This is a genomic window from Maribacter chungangensis (assembly GCF_042676845.1).
Classification (GTDB): domain Bacteria; phylum Bacteroidota; class Bacteroidia; order Flavobacteriales; family Flavobacteriaceae; genus Maribacter; species Maribacter chungangensis.
On sequence record NZ_JBHTHY010000022.1, the window covers coordinates 58444 to 79453 of the forward strand.

General features: G+C 40.4%; 20 protein-coding genes. 5 read left to right on the top strand and 15 right to left on the bottom strand.

What is annotated here, in order from left to right; translation table 11 throughout:
• Positions 1-25: 25 nt before the first annotated feature.
• From ftsA to ACFQZJ_RS17545, 12 genes are all read right to left on the bottom strand, one after another.
• Positions 26-1351, bottom strand: coding sequence for a cell division protein FtsA (gene ftsA, locus ACFQZJ_RS17490; RefSeq protein WP_379936208.1), 1326 nt, complete (start codon positions 1349-1351; stop codon positions 26-28).
• A 6-nt stretch (positions 1352-1357) separates the two neighbouring features.
• Positions 1358-2077 carry a cell division protein FtsQ/DivIB gene (locus ACFQZJ_RS17495; protein ID WP_379936210.1) on the bottom strand — a complete coding sequence of 240 codons (720 nt, stop codon included), beginning with the start codon at positions 2075-2077 and terminating at the stop codon, positions 1358-1360.
• Positions 2058-3419, bottom strand: coding sequence for a UDP-N-acetylmuramate--L-alanine ligase (gene murC, locus ACFQZJ_RS17500; RefSeq protein ID WP_379936211.1), 1362 nt, complete (start codon positions 3417-3419; stop codon positions 2058-2060). Before murC ends, ACFQZJ_RS17495 begins: the two co-directional genes overlap by 20 nt.
• Before the next feature lie 31 nt (positions 3420-3450).
• Positions 3451-4542, bottom strand: coding sequence for an undecaprenyldiphospho-muramoylpentapeptide beta-N-acetylglucosaminyltransferase (gene murG / locus ACFQZJ_RS17505; RefSeq protein WP_379936213.1), 1092 nt, complete (start codon positions 4540-4542; stop codon positions 3451-3453).
• Positions 4529-5731, bottom strand: a complete 1203-nt coding sequence (locus ACFQZJ_RS17510) for an FtsW/RodA/SpoVE family cell cycle protein (RefSeq protein ID WP_379936214.1) — start codon at positions 5729-5731, stop codon at positions 4529-4531. The genes murG and ACFQZJ_RS17510 overlap by 14 nt, the downstream gene beginning before the upstream one ends.
• Complete coding sequence (gene murD / locus ACFQZJ_RS17515; RefSeq protein ID WP_379936308.1) at positions 5732-7081, bottom strand: UDP-N-acetylmuramoyl-L-alanine--D-glutamate ligase; 1350 nt, start codon at positions 7079-7081, stop codon at positions 5732-5734.
• Between the two features lie 82 nt (positions 7082-7163).
• Positions 7164-8384 (bottom strand): phospho-N-acetylmuramoyl-pentapeptide-transferase, encoded by a 1221-nt coding sequence (gene mraY / locus ACFQZJ_RS17520; RefSeq protein WP_379936216.1) that lies wholly within the window; start codon positions 8382-8384, stop codon positions 7164-7166.
• Positions 8385-8420: 36 nt separating this feature from the next.
• A complete protein-coding gene (locus ACFQZJ_RS17525; protein ID WP_379936218.1) occupies positions 8421-9884 on the bottom strand; it encodes a UDP-N-acetylmuramoyl-L-alanyl-D-glutamate--2,6-diaminopimelate ligase in 1464 nt (487 codons plus the stop codon).
• Positions 9881-11887, bottom strand: coding sequence for a penicillin-binding protein (locus tag ACFQZJ_RS17530; protein WP_379936219.1), 2007 nt, complete (start codon positions 11885-11887; stop codon positions 9881-9883). Before ACFQZJ_RS17530 ends, ACFQZJ_RS17525 begins: the two co-directional genes overlap by 4 nt.
• A 2-nt stretch (positions 11888-11889) precedes the next feature.
• The gene (locus ACFQZJ_RS17535; protein WP_379936220.1) at positions 11890-12222 is read right to left on the bottom strand and encodes an FtsL-like putative cell division protein; all 333 of its coding nucleotides are present in this window, start codon (positions 12220-12222) and stop codon (positions 11890-11892) included.
• A gap of 5 nt (positions 12223-12227) precedes the next feature.
• Positions 12228-13139 carry a 16S rRNA (cytosine(1402)-N(4))-methyltransferase RsmH gene (rsmH, locus tag ACFQZJ_RS17540; RefSeq protein ID WP_379936309.1) on the bottom strand — a complete coding sequence of 304 codons (912 nt, stop codon included), beginning with the start codon at positions 13137-13139 and terminating at the stop codon, positions 12228-12230.
• The gene (locus ACFQZJ_RS17545) at positions 13126-13584 is read right to left on the bottom strand and encodes a division/cell wall cluster transcriptional repressor MraZ (protein WP_379936221.1); all 459 of its coding nucleotides are present in this window, start codon (positions 13582-13584) and stop codon (positions 13126-13128) included. Before ACFQZJ_RS17545 ends, rsmH begins: the two co-directional genes overlap by 14 nt.
• A 244-nt stretch (positions 13585-13828) precedes the next feature.
• On the opposite strand from ACFQZJ_RS17545, the gene ACFQZJ_RS17550 reads away from it, so the two are divergent.
• Positions 13829-14593 carry an alpha/beta fold hydrolase gene (locus ACFQZJ_RS17550; RefSeq protein WP_379936223.1) on the top strand — a complete coding sequence of 255 codons (765 nt, stop codon included), beginning with the start codon at positions 13829-13831 and terminating at the stop codon, positions 14591-14593.
• A gap of 127 nt (positions 14594-14720) precedes the next feature.
• Positions 14721-15344, top strand: a complete 624-nt coding sequence (yihA, locus tag ACFQZJ_RS17555; RefSeq protein ID WP_379936225.1) for a ribosome biogenesis GTP-binding protein YihA/YsxC — start codon at positions 14721-14723, stop codon at positions 15342-15344.
• 174 nt (positions 15345-15518) lie between these two features.
• Here yihA and ACFQZJ_RS17560 read toward each other — a convergent pair whose 3' ends face one another.
• Positions 15519-15890 (bottom strand): GTPase, encoded by a 372-nt coding sequence (locus tag ACFQZJ_RS17560; protein WP_379936227.1) that lies wholly within the window; start codon positions 15888-15890, stop codon positions 15519-15521.
• Positions 15891-16047: 157 nt separating this feature from the next.
• Between ACFQZJ_RS17560 and ACFQZJ_RS17565 the strand changes: the two genes are divergently transcribed.
• Positions 16048-17583: an alkaline phosphatase D family protein gene (locus tag ACFQZJ_RS17565; protein ID WP_379936228.1), complete on the top strand. Its 1536-nt coding sequence runs from the start codon at positions 16048-16050 to the stop codon at positions 17581-17583.
• A 453-nt stretch (positions 17584-18036) separates the two neighbouring features.
• Here ACFQZJ_RS17565 and gldC read toward each other — a convergent pair whose 3' ends face one another.
• Both gldC and gldB read right to left on the bottom strand, forming a co-directional pair.
• A complete protein-coding gene (gldC, locus tag ACFQZJ_RS17570) occupies positions 18037-18375 on the bottom strand; it encodes a gliding motility protein GldC (RefSeq protein WP_379936229.1) in 339 nt (112 codons plus the stop codon).
• On the bottom strand, positions 18376-19332 hold the full coding sequence (gene gldB / locus ACFQZJ_RS17575; RefSeq protein WP_379936231.1) for a gliding motility lipoprotein GldB: 957 nt from the start codon (positions 19330-19332) through the stop codon (positions 18376-18378).
• An 89-nt stretch (positions 19333-19421) separates the two neighbouring features.
• Between gldB and nadE the strand changes: the two genes are divergently transcribed.
• Both nadE and ACFQZJ_RS17585 read left to right on the top strand, forming a co-directional pair.
• Positions 19422-20210, top strand: a complete 789-nt coding sequence (gene nadE / locus ACFQZJ_RS17580) for an NAD(+) synthase (RefSeq protein ID WP_379936232.1) — start codon at positions 19422-19424, stop codon at positions 20208-20210.
• Between the two features lie 169 nt (positions 20211-20379).
• Positions 20380-21009, top strand: coding sequence for a response regulator (locus tag ACFQZJ_RS17585; protein WP_379936234.1), 630 nt, complete (start codon positions 20380-20382; stop codon positions 21007-21009).
• The last annotated feature ends 1 nt before the right edge of the window (position 21010 follow it).

The following is a 21010-nucleotide window of genomic DNA, read 5'->3' on the forward strand; positions in this document are numbered from 1 at the left end:
TTGTATGCTATGTTCTAAGGTTGTTCTATTCTGCGTTGTCTAAAAATTCCTTTAATTTTTCAGACCATTTATCAAAGACGGATTTCCGCTCCTTTCTTTTTTGTTCGTTCGTTTGAAGTTCATGCTCACGTTCCTCTTCCTCAACTATGGGAGTATCTGCAACCGAGGTAACCTCGGCTTGCATCTTTGATTGGTTTTTTACGGCGTTCATTAGCAAACCTACCGCAGTCGCGTAAAGTGGACTAGCAATTTCCGCATCGGAATCACCTGCCAAATGCTCGTTTGGATACCCAATTCTGGTGTCCATTCCCGTAATATATTCTACCAATTGCTTTAAATGCTTTAACTGACTTCCACCACCGGTAAGAACAATACCTGCTATTAACTTTTTCTTTTGTTCGTCGTGCCCGTAATTCTTTACCTCTACATAGACCTGCTCAATAATCTCCACAACTCTTGCATGAATAATCTTTGAAAGATTTTTCAATGAAATTTCCTTTGGCTCCCTACCGCGTAAACCAGGAATCGAAACAATCTCGTTATCCCTATTCTCCCCGGGCCAAGCAGAACCAAATTTCATCTTTAATAATTCTGCCTGTTTCTCTATTATTGAACAGCCTTCTTTAATATCTTCCGTAATGATGCCTCCACCAAAAGGAATAACTGCCGTATGCCTGATAATACCATCTTTAAAAATGGCTAAATCTGTCGTACCACCTCCTATATCGATAAGCGCTACACCTGCTTCTTTTTCTTCCTGACTTAAAACCGCATCGGACGATGCCAATGGCTCCAAGGTAATGTTACCTAGTCCGAGGCCGGCACTTTTGATACAACGCCCTACATTTTTAATGGATGTTACCTGCCCGACAACTACATGGAAATTAGCCTCTAAACGACCACCATACATTCCGATAGGCTGCTTTATCTCTGCCTGACCATCAACTTTGTACTCTTGGGGGAGCACATGAATGATTTCCTCACCGGGCAGCATAATTAATTTATGTACTTGATTTACAAGCTTGTCCAAATCCAAATCCCCGATAACCTCTTCGGAATCTGGTCTGGTGATATAATCGCTATGCTGCAAACTTCGTATGTGCTGACCAGCTATGCCAACCACTACATTACCGATTTTAAGACCAGAATTCGCCTCCGCCTCCTCTACGGCCTGCTGAATGGATTTTATGGTTTGTGTGATATTGTTTACAACGCCACGATGAACACCCAAGCTTTTGGATTTGCCAATTCCCAAAATCTCGATCTTGCCATATTCGTTTTCCTTACCAATGATGGCAACGATTTTAGTTGTTCCGATGTCTAACCCGACAGAATAATTAGCTTGTTCCATTCCCATTTAAATTTTAGTGCACACTACCTGATTATTGAATTCTAAACTTACAACGGCAAAATTTTCCAAGGTTTTATCCCTGTTCGCTTTGGCGTAAAACGCTTTAAAATTGCTGAACTTTATTTCTAGGTTCTCTATAGTTCCCAAATTCACCACAAATTGATTCAATCTAAATTTCAACTTATAATTGTCCTTTTCCTCAACATGGATTCCAATTACATTTTTTCGTAAAAAGCTATCCTCATTGATAAATTCCAAAATCACATATACATCCTCAAGGCTTTCACCGGTTATATTCCCTGTAATTATAGGAACCCTAGCGGAATGATTAGACGAAAACGGCATACGTTTTCCTTCGTCATCCAAATAGAACTTCGAATTTCCCTCTATGCGACCGATTGGTTTACGTTGAACGATTTTTGACGTAAGTTCACCATCTATAGTAAGATACACTTGGGCACTTTTCACCATTTCATTGGCTTCGATAGCCTTTTCTACAGTATTCAAAGCTATCTTTTCTTTAGGGACATTTTCCAGCCCACCAAAATTTTGTATTAACAATTTATTAACCGATCCCTCGGTTAGGTAGAGATTCTCGTCACCCTCAAACTCTACCTTCATTTTAACAATACTTTTCCTATTGTTCCTATGGTTAGAAAACGCGTACATTCCCATAATAGCCAATAGTAGGGCTATTAACTTTATGTTATTCCATTTCGTTCTCATACGTCAGTTCATTTTTAATTCTTTCAATTTCTAGACCAATATCCCCGGCTCCCATAGTAATGAGAACCTCAGGATTTTGACGCTGTATTTCGGTCAATAAATCTTCTTTTTTTACCCTTTGTTTATTGGTGTTCGTCATTTTTCCCAGCAACCATTCCGAATCTATTCCCGCAATCGGTATTTCCCTTGCCGGATAAATCTCAAGTAACAACACATTATCGAATCTTGATAGACTTCTCGCAAATTCATCACCAAAATCGCGTGTCCTTGAAAAAAGATGTGGTTGAAAAACTGCCAATACCTTCCTGTTCGGATGCATTTCTTTAACCGCATCAAAAACGGCATCTATTTCCGTTGGGTGATGTGCATAATCATCAATAAAAACAAACCCAGAAGTGTTTATTTTATATGAAAACCTGCGCTGTACCCCTTTAAATGTCCCTAATGCACTTGCCAGGCGATCCGGTGGGGAACCGGCTTCGATCGCCATGGCAAAAGCAACCAAACCATTAAGCAAGTTATGTCTGCCCGGTTTACTGAACTTTACCCCGTTCAAAACAATGTTCGGGGCAACCAAATCAAATATGTAGGTACCTTGTTCTATTTTTATATTTCGGATACAAAAATCCGAATCGTCCTCTATACCATAAGTTACACCCTCCAAAGGCAGACCTTTGCGAACAAAAAGTTTACCTCCCGGTTTTATGCGTTTGGTAAATTCGATGAAGGAAGCCGTTAATTCATCCGGGTTTCCATAAATATCCAAATGATCCGCATCCATAGACGTAATACATGCAACATTGGGGCTTAACCGCAAAAACGAACGATCAAACTCATCTGCCTCTACTACGGAAAAGTCGGTTCCCTCTAACAGGAAATTACTATTAAAATCTTCCGAAATACCACCTAAAAATGCGGTTAAGGGCGTGCCGGTTTCCTTTAATAAGTGCGCCAATATAGAAGACGTGGTAGTTTTGCCATGCGTTCCCGCAACTGCAAAACAAAAGGATTCTTTTGTAATAAGTCCTAGCACTTCAGAGCGCTTTTTAATTACAAATCCATGCTTTCTAAAGTATTGGTATTCGCTGTGCGATTCCGCTACCGCAGGTGTATACACTATTAAAGTTTTTTCTGCGTTCAAAAACGGTTTTGAAACCAGCCCTATATCATCGACGTAATGAATAGAAATTCCTGTCTTTACCAATTCTTTTGTTAACGGGGTCTCTGTTTTGTCATATCCAGAAACGGGAATATCTATAAACCTGAAATACCTAGCCAAGGCAGACATACCAATGCCTCCAATACCAATAAAGTAAACGCTATGTATATTTTTCAAATCCAAAATCGTATTCTAAAATTTAATATTCCCTAATTCATTTCTTTAAAAGCTTCTCTACCTCGTCACAAATGGCACTGGTTGCATTTGGCAATGCCAAGGCCTTCATATTTTTTGCTAGTTCCATTTGCTTCTTTTCCGAGTTAAAAACTTCGGAGAAACGTGCTTCAAAATCAACATCCAAGTCCGTCTCTCTAATCAATATTGCTGCCGATTCATTTTCTAATGCCAGGGCATTCTTGGTCTGATGGTCCTCTGCAACATTTGGCGATGGGATAAAAAACGTAGGTTTCCCCACGATACACAATTCCGATACCGAACCCGCCCCAGCTCTGGATACTATAAAATCTGCCACGGCATACGCTTTATCCATGTCATTCAAGAAAGCATGTACTTTTGCGGTTTCCGAACTATAGTCTTTATACGTCTCTATATACCCTTTTCCACACTGCCACAAAACCTGTATGCCCAACTCCTTAAAATAAGGTTGTTTATCTGCTATTAGCTTGTTTATGCGCCCAGCACCCAAACTTCCCCCTAAGACCAATACGGTTTTTTTTGTTGGGTCAAGTTGAAAAAAATCCAAGGCAAGTTTTTTATCTACGTTTAACCTTATTAAATCTGCACGAACAGGGTTACCTGTTTTTACTATTTTATCCGCCGGAAAAAATTGTTCCATACCATCATAGGCCACACATATTTTCTGTACCCTATTCTTAAGCAGTTTATTTGTAATGCCCGCATACGAGTTTTGCTCTTGCAGCACACAAGGAATACCCTTCCCAGATGCAACACGCAACAAAGGTCCACTAGCAAAACCTCCAGTACCAATAACGGCATGGGGTTTAACCCGTTTTACTATGTTACCTGCCTTTATCAAACTACTAATTAATTTAAAGGGAAACAGTACATTTTTAAATGTAAGCTTTCGCTGTATCCCGGTTATCCACAAGCCTTCTATTTTATAGCCGGCCTGCGGTACTTTTTCCATTTCCATGCGGTCCTTTGCGCCTACGAACAAGAATTCCGCTTTTGGATATCGTCTTTTTAATTCGTTGGCTATGGCTATTGCCGGATAAATATGTCCGCCTGTACCACCTCCGGAAATGATAAACCTATAGTTGTCCACTTAGTACTTCTAAAGGATTGTTCTCATCAAAATCCGTAGGGCCATTAGTATCCTGCACCAAACTCTTATTGCTGGCACTCAAAATTATTCCTATGGCCAAACAGGTCATCCAACTGGATGTACCACCACTACTAATCAATGGCAGATTCTGTCCGGTTACCGGAAACAGTTCTACCGCTACCGCCATATTGATCAATGCCTGGAACACGATGGGAAGCCCTACGCCCAAAACCAATAGCTTACTAAAAATGGAGGTAGCACTATTAGCAACAACCACAATTCGAAACAACAAGAACAGGTAAAAGAACATCAGTCCAAAACCACCTATGAGTCCATACTCTTCTACTATAATCGCATATATAAAATCCGACGAACTCTGTGGCAATACATGTTTTTGCACGCTTTTACCCGCCCCTTTTCCAAAAATACCACCCGTAGCAATCGCAATTTTTGCCCTTTCTATTTGATAATTGGACTCTGTATCCTCCGGACTTGTAAAACTATCTATACGACTCATCCACGTGTCTACCCTGTTCGGAAACAAATCTGGAAATGCTTTTGCCGTTACTACGAACAAAGTCAAACAAACGAGTCCCGTGCCTATAATTCCTATTAAATATTTTGTTGGATACCCTCCCAAAAAACAAAGCATGAGCACCATTGTAAATATGATCGCCGCGGTAGAAAAGTTAGCGGGCAAAATCAATACCACAACTAAAAACACCGGAAGCCATAAGGGCAGGATACTTTCGCTAAACGAGACCGTGACCTCTCTTATTTTAGATAGATAGCGCGCCACATAAATAAGGAGTACGACCGCTGCCAAATTGGAAGGCTGAAACCCAAAACCAACAAAGGGAATACGGATCCATCTACTTGCATTGGTCTCCCCACTGGTTGTTCCCTGGGCTAAGACGAACACCAACAATACCAAGACAATTGGTAAGGCAATTAGGGAAAGTCCTTTAAAAAAATGGGTCGGGATTTTATGAATACCATAAATAATCCCAAATCCTAAAAACAACAATAAGGCATGCTTTATCAAATGACCGGCCGTGGTGCCATTACCAACCACATACACCAGATTACTACTGGCACTGTACACCGGCAAAAAGGAAAACAATGCCAACAGCGCCGCTATGGCCCATATAGCTTTATCTCCTTTAATATTTTGGAATAATTTTAGCACTTATAAATTTTTTACACAGTTCTTGAACTGATTGCCACGATCCTCGTAACTCTCGAACAAATCAAAACTAGCACAGGCCGGAGACAACAACACAGTATCGCCACGTTCTGCGATCTTGTAAGCTACTTTTACCGCTTCTTCCATAGCATACGTTTCTACCACTAAATCTACCACGTTACCAAAAGTCTCCTTGATTTTGGTATTATCGGCTCCTAAACAAACGATAGCCTTCACTTTTTCCCTTACCAAGGGCATTAACGCCCTATAGTCGTTTCCTTTGTCAACGCCACCAACTATCCAGACCGTTTGGGTCTTTACACTATCAAGTGCAAAATAGGTGGCATTCACATTGGTTGCCTTAGAATCGTTGATGTATTGCACATGACTTATTTTTAACACCTTCTCCAAACGGTGCGGTGCCCCCTGAAAAGTAGAGATACAATCCCGTATGGTCTCCTTACGGATACTTACCAATTTTGCAATGGTAGCCGCAGCCATTGTATTCTTCACATTATGTTGTCCTTCCAGTGCTAAAGCGTCTGTCGTCATAGTCATCTTATCCGTTAGTGTTCTTATTGTTATACTATTATCTTCTAAATATGTTCCTTCTTTAAATTCCTTCTTTAAGGAAAATGGCATTAATTTGGATTTGACCGGGTGGGTTTTGAGCCAGGATACGATTACCTCATCATCTGCATCATATATCAGATAGTCCTTTTCCGTTTGGTTCATTGCAATCCTGAACTTGGACGCTATATAGTTCTCGAACTTATAATCGTACCGATCTAAATGATCTTGTGTAATGTTGGTTATTACTGCGATATCCGGTCTAAACCCTTGTATGCCGTCCAACTGAAAACTACTGATCTCCAAAACGTAATACTCAAAATCGTTATCCGCAACCATTTTTGCGAAACTATCCCCAATATTACCTGCCATTCCCACATTAAGGCCACCGCCTACCAACAAATGGTTCGTAAGCATTGTGGTCGTAGTTTTACCGTTACTTCCCGTTATACCAATGATCTTTGCATCGGTATATTTGGATGCGAACTCTATTTCCGAAACTACTTGAACTCCATTGGTCAACAACTGTTTTACCAGGGGCACCGTATCTGGAATACCCGGACTTTTCATTACGATATCCGCTTTTAAAATGCGTTGCTCGGAGTGCATTTCCTCTTCCCAATCAATTCCATAATGTGAAAGAACGTCCTTGTACTTCCTTTTTATTTTTCCTTTATCGGATACAAAAACATCATATCCCTGTTTTTGACCCAAAATAGCGGTACCTACTCCACTTTCCCCACCTCCAAGAATTACCAAAAGTCCTCCCTCGGTTCCTCCCAAGGAGGAAAGCTCTTCTCCAATACCATCATTTTTCTGTTTCACATTCAACCTTCCTTGTTTTTGCGACTTCACCAATGTATGGTTATCTTAATTTTAAGGTCACAATGGTAACGATGGCCAACAAAATTCCAATAATCCAAAAACGGGTCACTATTTTACTTTCGTGGTATCCTTTTTTCTGATAATGATGATGCAAGGGCGCCATTAAAAAAATACGTTTCCCTTCTCCGTATTTATTCTTGGTATACTTGAAATAGCCTACTTGCAACATCACTGAGATAGACTCCGCAAAGAAAATTCCACATAGGATAGGTATCAACAGCTCCTTACGAACGATAATCGCAATTACGGCGATGACGCCTCCTATGGTAAGACTTCCCGTATCGCCCATAAATACTTGGGCGGGAAATGCGTTATACCATAAAAAACCAACTAAGGCCCCGGTAAATGCGGTTATAAAAACCACCAACTCCTCTACCCCTTTTATATACATGATATCCAAGTACTCGGAAAAAATAATATTACTGGAAACCCATGCAAAAATCCCGAGGGTTATTGCAATAATCGCAGAACTGCCCGCTGCTAGTCCGTCTATACCATCCGTTAGATTGGCCCCATTGGAAACCGCGGTAACGATCAAGATGATAATCGGTATGAATATCAACCAGGTATATGCCTCCAAACCATCGCCCATCCAAGAAATAAAAGTGCTATAATCCAACTCATTATTCTTAAAAAAAGGAACCGTTGTCATGGTCGATTTAATGTCGGCACCTTTTACCTCCTCCACAGTAAAACTTTCCGTGATTATGGTTTTGGTATGTTCCCGCATCGTAACCTCCGGATGAAAATACAGCGTAGCCCCAACAACCAGCCCCAATACGACCTGACCTAAGACCTTGAACCTGCCCTTTAAACCTTCCTTGTTCTTCCTAAAAATTTTAATATAATCATCTACAAAGCCAATTGCCCCCATCCATAGTATTGTTATGATCAAAAGAATGATATAGATATTGTGCAGTTTGGCAAACAACAACACAGGTATCAGCGTAGCGAATATGATGATCAAACCACCCATCGTAGGTGTTCCGGCCTTTTGTTTTTGACCTTCAAGGCCTAAATCCCTAACGGTTTCCCCTATTTGTTTTTTTTGCAAAAAAAGAATAATACGCTTACCATATATCGTTGCCAGCGCCAAAGAAAATAAAATAGCCATGGCCGCCCTAAAGGTTAAAAAACCAAAAAGGGAAGCTCCGGGGAACTGGTATTCATTCTCTAAATATTCGAATAGGTAGGTTAACATATATACTCGCTAGAAGCCCAATATCAAAGGCTTTAATTATTTATTTAAACTCTGTAATACTTCGGTCACTATCTTAAAATCATCAAAATCCACCCGCTTACCATTGGTTTCCTGATAGGTCTCGTGGCCTTTTCCGGCCACTAGGATAATATCATTGGCGGCAGCTAGTTGGCAGGCGGTCTTAATCGCTTGTTCCCTATTTTCGATGGCCAATATTTTATTGACATGCTGCGGAGCCACACCGGCCTCCATCTGCAAAATAATTTCCGAGGGCGATTCCGTTCTAGGATTATCCGATGTAAAAATGACCTTATTGCTCATTTCACCGGCGATATTGCCCATTACCGGACGCTTTGATCTGTCTCTGTCGCCACCACACCCCACAACGGTGATGACGTTTTCATTTCCAGTTCTCAATGTGTTGATCGTCTCAAGCACATTCTTTAAAGCATCCGGCGTATGGGCATAATCAACAATAGCCGTAATTTTTTGTTTTGATATATAATATTGAAATCTACCGTCTACATTATCGAGCTCACTCAACCAACGCAGGGTCTCCAATTTTTCCAAGCCCAACAAATCTGCGGTGGCATAGATCGCCAACATATTATAAGCATTAAAATGACCTATTAATTTGGTCCATAATTCATTATCGTCAACCTTTAATAACTGACCATTGAACTGATTTTCTAAAATTTGCGCTCTATAATCCGCATAATTATTTAAGGCGTAGGTATATTTTTTGGCACTGGTGTTCTGTAGCATTACCAGACCGTTCTTATCATCTATATTGGTGAGGGCAAATGCTTTTTTAGGTAGATTATCGAACAGGATTTTCTTAGTGTCCCTATACTCGGCAAAGCTTTTATGATAATCCAAATGATCATGAGACAGGTTTGTAAAAATCGCGCCTTCGAACACTAGACCTTCTGTTCTTTTTTGATGAATGCCATGGGAACTCACCTCCATAAAACAGAACTCCACACCAGCATCGTTCATTAAACTTAAATGCTTATTGATCACAAGGGCATCCGGTGTGGTATGCGTGGTCTTATACTCGGTACTATCTACCATAATTTTAATGGTTGACAATAAGCCGACTTTAAATCCTGCCTTTTTAAAAAGTTGATATAATAGACTGGTTACGGTAGTTTTACCGTTGGTACCGGTAACCCCTATCAATTTTAAGTTCTTGGAAGGATTTCCATGATAGTTAGAGGCCATTATAGCTAGCGCACTATTGCTATTTGCGACCTCTACATAGGTGATCTCGTTGACCATCTCTTTGGGGAGTTGCTCACAAATAATTGCTTTCGCTCCCAGATCGATCGCTTTACGTATGTACTTATGACCATCTGTAAGTGTGCCTTTGATCGCTACGAACACATCATCTATCCGAACCTTACGAGAGTCAAAACAAACGGCATTGACACTACAATTAGTAGTGCCACTCACCGCTGTCAGGCTAACTCCAAATAATATGTCCTTTAGTAACTTCATGAAAGTTCCAACACTATTTTTTTGACTTGTTTGATATCCGTTCCCTTAGATATAGATTGGCGAAACACCTTTCCATTCCCTTTTACCTCTACCTCTATTCCCAGGTTCTCAAGGATAGAAACAGCATCCATACCGCTCATTCCAAGTAAGTTTGGAACTTTAGAGTATTCCTTTTGCATGTATGCGAAATACCCCTGATAGGCTTTTTCCAAACCATTCCCAAACCCTTCTTTCATATCTATTTCATCGATCAAAGGAGAGGCTGCATACACTTTTTGTGCTACCGACTTAAAAACAGGACCGGAAACATCGGCTCCGTAATAGCCCACACTTTTATCCGGTTTGTGGATCACTACAATACAGGAGTACTTAGGGTCGTCTGCAGGAAAATACCCGGCAAATGAGGAAATGTACTCGTACTTATCCTTGTCCTTTGACACATAATTGGTTTGGGTAGTTCCCGTTTTCCCCGCCATTGAAAAATTATTGGAGTACATGCCATGGCCTGTACCGTGCTCCTTTTCTACCACATCTTTTAACAATTGCCTAACCTTACTGGCCGTTTCCTTGGAACATATTGCGGAGTTCAACACCTCTTTGTCGAATTTCTTTATGCTCTTGTTCCACTCCTTTACTTCTTTGATCAATCTTGGCCTAATCAATTCCCCACCGTTTGCAATGGCATTATAAAAAGCCAAAGTCTGCAAAGGCGTTAGAGAGACTTCGTAACCGTAGGCCATTTGAGCCAATGAAAGGCCGGACCACCCTTGATCACCAGGATATCGAATCACGGGAACACCTTCTCCCTTAACCGGTAGCCCTAACTCTTTATGCAGCCCCATACTCATTAACCTGTTCACGTATTTTTCCGGATTATCCTTGTAGCCGTTATGAATCATCTTGGCAAATGCTATATTTGATGACACCTCGAAAGCTTTGCTCACAGAAATTTTACCATGACCGCCCCGTTTGGTATCCTTTATCCGATGTCTATACAATTTCCAAGAGCCTTTTTCCGTGTCTATGACAGAACTCGTATCGGCTACCTTATCCTCTAAGGCAGCAACAAGATTCATTAACTTAAAAGTAGAACCTGGCTCATGGGACTCCCCAATGGCATAGTTTAAGCGTTCGTAGTATTTTCCTTCCTCGGTTCTACCAAGATTGGCAATAGCTTTCACCTCCCCTGTTTCTGTTTCCATTACGATTACAGTACCATGGTCTGCCTTATAGCGCTCCAATTGTCCCAATAAGGCATGGTGTGCTATATCTTGTATATTGATATCAATAGTAGAGTATACGTCATAACCGTCCTTAGGCTCCACGATGTTATCCGTTCCTATGGGCTTCCATTGGTTTTTTGCTATCTTTTGCTTTAGACGTTGTCCTTCTACACCGCTTAAATACTCACTAAAAGCCCCTTCCATACCTACTTTGGTATGGTATCCATTTTCATCTACCCGCTCATAACCGACACTTCTTTCCGCTATTTTTCCTAAAGGATGCTCCCGTTTTGTTTTTTGTTCGATGATAAGGCCTCCTTTAAACGGTCCTTTTTTGAATAAAGGAAACTGTTTTACTGCCATGTATTCAGAATAGTCCAGATTACGGGCAATTAGGGTATACCTGTTCCTATTCTGCTTTGCTTTTCTTAAGATTTGCTGATAATGGGAGGATGTTTTACCAAAAAGCTTGGCAAGTGCGTCTGAAAGCGGCTTCACATTTTCCTTGAAATCTGCATCCGAGACCGTTACCGCATCGAATCTAATGGTGTATTTTGACACCGAGGTCGCCAATAAACTACCATCATCCGAATACAAGTTGCCCCTATTGGGGGCTATGGTAAACATCTTGGTCGTTCGAGTTTCTGCCAAAGCCATATATTTTTCCCCATCTACATACTGGATGGAAACTAGCTTAAACAGGACTGCACCGGCAAAAATCACCAGTACACCAGCCACAAAATACAATCGTGTTAATATGCTCTTATCGGTTGCGGGCATAACTATTCTATTGGCTTTTGAGATGTAACCTTAATTTTCTGAGGGGGAGTTTCGGACGGAAAAAGACCTTTATCGGCAACGGTCTTTGTAATGGTAGATTCCAGTTTCAGCTGCTGCACATCTGACCGTGCATCTACAAATTCACTTCTTAATTCGCGTACCTCTTCGTTTAACGCCGCGATTCTGTGCACCTTTTTATCGGCACTATGGGAACTACTGATCATAACCGCGGCCAAAAAGGATGCAAAAATGATAAAAAGCCAATTCTTAGGGGCATCTCCACTAATCAGAAACTTACCCTTTAAAATGTCCAGTATACCTTTTTTAACTTTCATCGCTCCTATACTATTCTTTCCGCTATCCTGAGTTTTGCGCTGCGCGCCCTATTATTTCTTGCTATTTCTTCTTTAGATGGAATTATTAAAGGGCCTACCTTTTTTAAGGGCACCGAGATATTTCCATAAAAATCCTTTTCTGGCTCCCCTTTAAATTGCCCTGCTCTTATAAACCGTTTTACCAAACGATCTTCCAAGGAGTGGTAACTTATAACACTTAACCTGCCACCTTTTACAAGTATACCGGGAACCTGTTCCAAAAACTCTTTTATCACAGTAATCTCCTGGTTTACCTCTATACGGATGGCCTGATAAATCTGAGCCAATATTTTATGCCTTTTATGTTCAGGAAGAAACCTATCCAATGTCAATTTCAGTTCCTCTGAGGTCTTTATCCCTTTTCCCTCCCTACCTTCAACAATAGCTTTTGCAAGTGCGTTGGCATTCCTTAAATCACCATAACTAAAGAACATATTCCTTAGGTCATCATAAGAATAGGTGTTTACCACATCATGAGCCGACAACTGATTACGCTTACTCATCCGCATATCCAGATCGGCATCAAAACGGGTAGAAAAACCACGTTCCGCCATATCGAACTGATGCGAGGAAACCCCAAAATCAGCTAGGATACCATCTACTTTCCGAATGCCATAGAACTTCAAAAACTGAGTGATATATCTAAAATTCTCACCTATCAACACAAATCTTTCATCGCCAAGCGCATTGGCCAGTGCATCTTCATCTTGATCAAATGCGAAGAGTCTTCCTTTACTCCCCAACTGTTTCAATATTTCCTTGGAATGTCCTCCGCCTCCGAACGTCACATCTACATATACCCCATTCTCCTTTATGGCCAAACCGTCAACCGATTCCTTAAGCAGCACCGGACTATGATAGGCATCATTCGTCTCCATCAAAAATATCTTCAGCCATTGCTTCGTACTCTTCATCCGACATAGAATCAAGTACGGTCTCGTATTTATCCTTGGCCCAAATCTCTATTTTATCGTGCTGAGCGTTTAGCATTACCTCCTTACTTATTCCGGCAAATTCAAAAAGGTCTTTTGGTATTTGCAAACGTCCTGTATCAGAATCAATAGGAACCTCTTTTAATCCAGCGGTAAACTTCATTAAGAAAAGATCAAACTGCTTACCCCTTCCACCTTTCTTCATGACCTTGCGCATCACTTCATCAAACTTAACCTTAGGGTGTAGCTCTAGGCAGTCTTTAAAAACAGCTCGCTTGATCACAAACTCATCGTTCATAAACGGCAACAATTTGTTTTTCAAAGCAGTAGGAATATTTATCCTACCCTTTGCGTCTGCCTTGCATGCATGTTGTCCTACGATTGTGGTCACTTGAAATGGTCTTATTTGCAAATAATAACTCAAATATATAGATTTTATTTCCAGAAATTTCCACTAATCTCCACTTTGTTAATAAATTTTCCACCTATAATTCCATAATTAGACACTTTTCACCAAAAAAAACACCCGGCAAACATCTCTTTTTATTAAAACCACACCCCCTAACAAAGAAAATTTTCAGAATTTTGAATGGTATGAAATGCCTATATTTGCCCAAATACCAGCACCACTCTGAATGAAAGACGATTTAATTAAAGAAGGAAAATTCAGGTATACAGAAAAAGGAGAGGGGACTCCTATTGTTATTCTTCATGGTTTAATGGGAGGTCTAAGCAATTTTCATGGTGTAACCGATTATTTTCCAAAAAAAGGATATAGGGTTTTGGTTCCAGAGCTGCCTATCTATGATATGCCAATGCTACAGACCACCGTAAAGAATTTTGCGAAATATGTGGAGCGATTTATCCAATACAAGGAATTGAAAGATGTGATTCTCTTAGGAAATTCCCTTGGAGGACATATTGGCCTGTTACACACCAAAATGTACCCAGAGCTAATAAAGGCACTTGTAATTACAGGCAGTTCCGGTCTTTATGAAAGTGCCATGGGAGACGGCTATCCCAAAAGAGGTGATTATGAGTTTATAAAGAAAAAAGCACAGGATGTTTTTTATGATCCCGCGGTTGCCACAAAGGAAATAGTGGACGAAGTTTTTGCTACGGTAAACGATAGGATCAAACTTGTTAAGACCTTGGCCATAGCAAAAAGTGCAATTCGCCATAATATGGCGCAAGACCTACCAAGCATGCACACTCCTACCTGTATTATATGGGGAGAGAACGACACCGTAACCCCTCCGGACGTAGCCGAACTTTTTCATGAATTATTGCCCGACTCCGACCTGCATTGGATCAAGGAATGTGGACATGCCCCAATGATGGAACATCCGGATGAATTCAATTCCATTTTAGACTCTTGGCTAGAAAAACGAAAGTTCTGAATTTCGTTTACACCGCTTAATCTTTTGTAATCGTAATTGTGCCATAACGCATAACATAGCGCACCTTGTCCTTCATCATATCTTTTTATACCTTAGAGTATTACCTAATTCCATAATCCCTACCATTATGAAAATCAAATCTGCCGAATTTGTGATGAGCAATAGTGATGTTGCCAAATGCCCCAAGGAACCTATTCCGGAATATGCATTTATTGGCCGGTCAAACGTAGGGAAGTCTTCCTTGATCAATATGCTTACCGAACGCAAAAGCCTGGCAAAAACGTCTGGAAGACCTGGCAAGACCCAACTTATAAATCACTTTAAAATAAATGACAATTGGTTTTTGGTAGATTTACCCGGTTATGGATACGCCAAGGTATCCAAGCGGGATAAAAATATCTTTCAAAAATACATAACGAACTATTTTCTACAACGCGAACAACTCGTCTGCTCCTTTATTCTCATAGACATACGCCACGAACCCCAAAAAGTGGATATGGAGTTTATGGAATGGATGGGCGAAAATGGAATTCCTTTTGCAATCATCTTTACCAAGGCCGACAAACTAAAACCCAAAGCTCTAGAGCGCAGTGCTAAAACCTATATAGACCAAATGTTACAAGGTAGCTGGGCAGAAGCTCCACACTACCTTATCACCTCGTCAAGCAAAAACATTGGCAGGGAAGAGGTATTGGACTATATAGATACGATAAATAAAGAATTTACCGAGGCAACAAAACAGGGAAGATGAGACGGAAATGGGAACGCTAACATCAAATATGCTTCAAGCTTCTTATCCAATACACTTTCTCGAACGTTTTATCATTGTATACTCACAAATTCATTCGCCTTCGGGCAGCAGTTGTCAAGATTGTCACCGGCAAAAAACCTCAGCATTAAACCCATAGTACAGGAACTATGAGTCCTAAAGCCTTTCTTCAACTACCTTTATAAGTTGTTTTGCAGTTTCAAGCGCTTCCAGTTCTTGGGTATGCACCAAAATTTCAAAACCATTGTTACCTTCTATTAAAACAATAGGATAGGTAAATTTGTGACCAAATTTGGAGCGATAAACCTTTCCGAACTCGTTTTTATGTAGAAATTCCAGTTTTGCACCTTTCCCTTCTAAATCACTACGAAATCGCTGCCAAACCTTTTTTTCAGAAAGTACACCATGGGTAAGATTGCATAAGCTACAACGGTAGGTTGCGGGACTCAATATCTTATGGGCACCATCTACAATAGCATTTCGTAGTCCGGAATCGGCATTATATATAAACACTAATTTTTGAGACATACCTAAATTATAATTGATAAGTAAAATAGTATATTTAGGGCATAACACTACCCATTTGACTAAATTTTTCAAACAATATATCATGGTAAGAACTGTGCTATTAGTATTTCTAATTCTTTTTTCGATCGGATGCAAAGAAAAAACGGAACAAAAACCGATGAAAGCTCCATTTGCAGGGCTAGACACCCTAGCAACCAACGATTGGTGGAACAGAGCCAACAATCCTATTATAAATTTAAAGGTATCCAGAGATAGTGTAATAGCGTTTGGCATTTATACCGTATCGAACAATACCTTAAAACTAGGTGCGCAGTTTTTTCCGCTATATCCAGATGAACCAAGGGATGTACGCTTAGAAATAAAAAGAAATGATACATGGGAGATACTTCAAACAACAAAAATCAACGAGCTGGGTTGGTCCGCGGTTTTTAAGATTACAGATTGGGATACAACTAAAGATTACCGCTATCGTCTGCGACATGGCAAATCAGCTTCTTATGAAGGTACGGTAAGAAAAGACCCTATAGATAAAAAGGAAATTGTTTTGGCGGCACTTTCCTGCAACAGTAACAAAGACCGCGGAATGAGGGAAAAATACGTTAACAATATAAACCACCAAGACCCCGATCTTATGTTCTTTGCCGGTGACCAATCCTACGATCATACCGAGCACACGGCAGCTTGGCTTAAATTTGGCCTTCAGTTTCGTGAAACATTCAGACATAGACCTTGCATCACCATACCGGACGACCATGATATTGGACAGGGGAACCTTTGGGGCGAAAACGGAAAAATATCGCTCACCAAGGGCGGTTCGGATGGCGGGTACACTTATCATCCAGAATATGTTAAAATGGTTGAACGATGCCAAACGGCACATTTACCAGATCCTTTTGATGCTACCCCGATCCAACAGGGTATTGGTGTTTATTACACGAATCTAAGTCTGGGCAATGTGGATTTTGCCATTTTGGAAGATCGTAAATTCAAATCGGGACCTGAAGGTAAAATTCCGCAGCAGGGACCTAGACCGGACCATATTATAAATCCGGAGTATAACCCCGGTTCTATAGACCTACCGGGGCTTAAACTTCTTGGTGATCGCCAACTTCAATTTTTAGACCAATGGAGACAAAAAAATACAGGTTCACTTAAAGCTGTGTTATCCCAAACGGGGTTTTGCGGCGGCGCACATGTACATGGCAAAGCAACAAATCGTTTACATGCAGACTTGGACAGTAACGGTTGGCCGCAAACAGGTAGAAGGAAAGCATTGGAACTAATTAAAAAAGCAAATGCCGTTCATATAGCCGGCGACCAGCATCTGGCCACGGTGATACAACATGGCATTGATGACTATAGGGACGGACCATGGGCATTTATAGTACCTGCTATCGTAAATGATTACTACAGTCGTTGGTGGTGGCCGGAAGATGAAAAAGCCGGAACCGATCCTAATACAAATACAACACTTCCTTGGACCGGTGATTACCTAGACGGATTTGACAACAAAATTAGTTTGATGTCCTACGCCAATCCAGACAATACATCTCAAGGCGCAGGTTACGGACTAATCCGATTTAACACTCAACAGAAAACGGTAACCTTCGAATGCTGGCCAAGGGACGTTGAAGTGGACCAACCGACGGCGAAACAGTTCGAAGGTTGGCCCTATACCGTTTCACTAAACTAAACCGCCATGGATTAAAAATCCATAAATTCTAATAACGCAATGAAATTTCAAATTGTTATTGTGCCAATAGGTTTTTCATTTCTTTACTTAGCATTACAGAATAATCTATTTAGCCACAACCCAATAACTACGCTGGGGCTTACCTTACCAAAGATTCATTGTACACTTCCTACAAGACTTACACTTTGACCCAACATTATATTTAGAAATTCAGAAATAAAAAACATCCAAAAAAATGGGCAAGACTGCATGTTTAAGCTAAAAAAATGAGGCAGCTACTTTGGCACACTTAAAGTTAAATACGCACGATTGCTCGAGATTACACGAGCATATTTTAAGGACAGAAACAAAAACGTATCATAAACCTTAAGGGAAAAACTACGAACACTAAGCCCTTTATATAGCCCTCAATACATTACTCTAGATTGAATAAGGGGATGCCATAGTTAAATATTATTGTTGCTTCAACTCCATTTTTTCTGCAAAATAGTCGCAAAAATCTTTCATGGTAGCGGTCATCTTTTCATCTTGGGTAGCTTTCATGAATGTTTCGGACAAGGAAACCAACGTTTGATGAAAAAAAGTTTTCATTTCATCTACGGGCATATCCTTTGTCCACAAATCTATCTTTAAGGATTCTTGATTTTTGCTGTCCCATACCGAAAGCAACATTGCTTTGGCGTCTTCATTGTCTATACCTCCGTCCTCGGCGGACCATGATAATTTTTCCGGTACACGATTGTCATCCAATCCAACGCGCAAGATTATTTCCGATGTATGTAAATCTGCCATCTAATTTCTAGGTTTGTAGTTCGATTTTTTAAATATTTCTTCCTCCGGCATTGTAAGCAATTGCTTCAACCCTATTTCATTCGCATCCATAAATGCCCTAACTATTTGCCATCCAATATACCTGCCCAACCTACCAGGAGATTCATTATCCAGCTCCAATCCAAATTTTGAAAATGGTGCAGGATCCAAAAACCGAGAATTTAGTTTATTGTTGGTGCTGTACAGATGTTCTTGTTCTATAAAATTTCGCCATATAGGTTCCTCATTTGCTATAGCCCAATCCAGTTCCTCTTGTGTGTAGCCGATCTTTTCGGTGTCCGGTATGTTGGGCACAAGCATATCCTTTAAATATAGTTCTTTACCAAAGTAAACCATACGTGCCAAAAACGTACGGTCCCTTGGTTTTGGCACCACCCTTTTGGCAAAGGCACTCGCCACATCGCTGATCATGTACTTCCTGTCCAAGGTTTTGGCAATGTAGCGCTGAAAACCACCATAAAACCGATGTTCAGGGCCTAAATAATTATCCAATCCTATGAACAATAAGGTATCGGCAAGAATGATGCGATTATCATAATCCACGTCGTTAGTAACGGTAATAACCTTAGGAGTTTGCTGTTCAGGAAAGTAGTACCGTATGTGTTTAAACAATTGTATTAGCCCGTCCTCCTCGTCCATAAAGCTGTTAAAGGTGTTTCCCACCTCTTGGAAAAGCTCTATTTGTAAGGAATCTTGCATTTTGGCCACCCATACACTATCCGGGGCAGGAAAGAGATAGGGAAATTCCTTACGAAGTACCGGTAATTTATCCGGTGTCGCAGCAGCAAAATCCCGATCAAAGCGCATTACTTTAAGATCTATTGGAATTTTATCTATTTCCTCAGCTACCTTATTCGTGTTATTACACGCTATAAACAACAACGAACCTGAGAATACCGTAAAAATTAGTTTTTTCATACCAGCTTTTTTGGAATACACTTTCTTATTCTCTTGAGACAACTTAATTTTATGGCAAAGTTAATCGATTTCTAAATAGTTACGCTCTTATGCAAACGGAAAAAGTAATAGACCATATTGTTTCATGGTTAAAGAACTATGCGACCAATGCAAATCAAAAAGGATTTGTTATCGGCATCTCGGGAGGAATAGATTCCGCGGTCACCTCTACACTTTGTGCTAAAACCGGTTTGGACCTACTTTGTTTGGAAATGCCTATTCACCAAGCAGAAAACCAGTCTGATCGTGCTTCACGTCATATCGCCTGGCTCCAAGAACATTTTACTACCGTAAAAAGACAATTGGTTGATCTTACACCTGTATTCGATAGTTTGGTCAATTCCTTCCCCCCGGTAGAAAACGAAGAGCATCGCTTCATGTCTTTAGCCAATACAAGGGCTAGATTGCGCATGACCAGTTTGTATTATTTTGCGGCCTTAGAACGTTACCTTGTAGCAGGCACCGGAAACAAGGTTGAGGATTTTGGGGTAGGCTTCTACACAAAATATGGAGATGGCGGTGTAGATTTAAGCCCAATAGCGGACCTTATGAAATCCGAGGTATACGAAATTGCCAAGGTACTAGGCGTTAATGAGGAGATAATCAAAGCTGCACCTACGGATGGACTTTGGGGAGACGATCGCACGGACGAAGATCAGATCGGAGCATCCTACCCGGAGTTGGAATGGGCCATGCAAATGAAGGATGAAGGGAAAACAGAAAATGATTTTAGCGGGAGGCAAAAAGAGGTATTTTCCATTTTTATGCGTTTCAACGGAATAAACCAACACAAGATGGTACCTATTCCCGTTTGCGAGATTCCAGAAACCTTTAAATAAACCACTCACCTAACAATCAGGTAGATAAATCGAATAAATTACAGCAAATTGTTACATTTATTCAAAAATAACAGAACTTTGATTTCGAAATTAGATTTAATAGTCTTACATTGCATGTACGAATTCGTACATTATAGAGTTATACTATAAGTCTAGAAAAACCTACATAATGATTAAAGTTTTAATAGCGGATAATCACCCGATCATCAGAATGGGTGTACGCCAAGTTCTTGAATCCGCAAATGGATTCGAAATGGTGGAAGATGTTTCCACTACCGACGAACTTTTTAAAAAACTGGAAAGTGTTACCCCCGATGTTGTCATGCTAGAAATGGATATTCCGGAAATAAACGGAATAGCCGCTCTAAGAAAGATCAAAAAGGAGTATCCGGATGTAAAAGTATTAATGTATAGTGGACAATCTGAGGACGTTTATGCACTTAGCGCCATACGCGCCGGTGCATTTGGTTATTTATCCAAATCCTCTAGCACGGATTACATCATTGCTGCAGTTAAAAAAGTTAGTGAAGGCAGTATGTTCATCACAAATGAACTAGCACAAAGGTTAGCGTTTGACGAAGGAACAAAAAAGCCCAGAAGGTTCTTCCGAAAATTATCTACCAGAGAGGTAGAAGTCCTTAAATTATTAGCGAGCGGTAAACGCAACAAAGAGGTAGCCCAAGGGTTAAACCTTAATGAAAAAACGGTTAGTACCTATAAGGCTCGTTTAATGAAAAAATTGAACGTTGACAACATGGTAGATTTATTACAACAGGCCAAGGCTCTAGAATTATACTAAC

Coding starts and splice junctions, on each gene's coding strand:
- ftsA (WP_379936208.1), bottom strand. CDS start 1,351: ATGGAACAAGCTAATTATTCTGTCGGGTTAGACATCGGAACAACTAAA.
- ACFQZJ_RS17495 (WP_379936210.1), bottom strand. CDS start 2,077: ATGAGAACGAAATGGAATAACATAAAGTTAATAGCCCTACTATTGGCT.
- mraY (WP_379936216.1), bottom strand. CDS start 8,384: ATGTTAACCTACCTATTCGAATATTTAGAGAATGAATACCAGTTCCCC.
- ACFQZJ_RS17525 (WP_379936218.1), bottom strand. CDS start 9,884: ATGAAGTTACTAAAGGACATATTATTTGGAGTTAGCCTGACAGCGGTG.
- ACFQZJ_RS17530 (WP_379936219.1), bottom strand. CDS start 11,887: ATGCCCGCAACCGATAAGAGCATATTAACACGATTGTATTTTGTGGCT.
- ACFQZJ_RS17535 (WP_379936220.1), bottom strand. CDS start 12,222: ATGAAAGTTAAAAAAGGTATACTGGACATTTTAAAGGGTAAGTTTCTG.
- rsmH (WP_379936309.1), bottom strand. CDS start 13,139: ATGGAGACGAATGATGCCTATCATAGTCCGGTGCTGCTTAAGGAATCG.
- ACFQZJ_RS17550 (WP_379936223.1), top strand. CDS start 13,829: ATGAAAGACGATTTAATTAAAGAAGGAAAATTCAGGTATACAGAAAAA.
- yihA (WP_379936225.1), top strand. CDS start 14,721: ATGAAAATCAAATCTGCCGAATTTGTGATGAGCAATAGTGATGTTGCC.
- ACFQZJ_RS17560 (WP_379936227.1), bottom strand. CDS start 15,890: ATGTCTCAAAAATTAGTGTTTATATATAATGCCGATTCCGGACTACGA.
- ACFQZJ_RS17565 (WP_379936228.1), top strand. CDS start 16,048: ATGAAAGCTCCATTTGCAGGGCTAGACACCCTAGCAACCAACGATTGG.
- gldC (WP_379936229.1), bottom strand. CDS start 18,375: ATGGCAGATTTACATACATCGGAAATAATCTTGCGCGTTGGATTGGAT.
- gldB (WP_379936231.1), bottom strand. CDS start 19,332: ATGAAAAAACTAATTTTTACGGTATTCTCAGGTTCGTTGTTGTTTATA.
- nadE (WP_379936232.1), top strand. CDS start 19,422: ATGCAAACGGAAAAAGTAATAGACCATATTGTTTCATGGTTAAAGAAC.
- ACFQZJ_RS17585 (WP_379936234.1), top strand. CDS start 20,380: ATGATTAAAGTTTTAATAGCGGATAATCACCCGATCATCAGAATGGGT.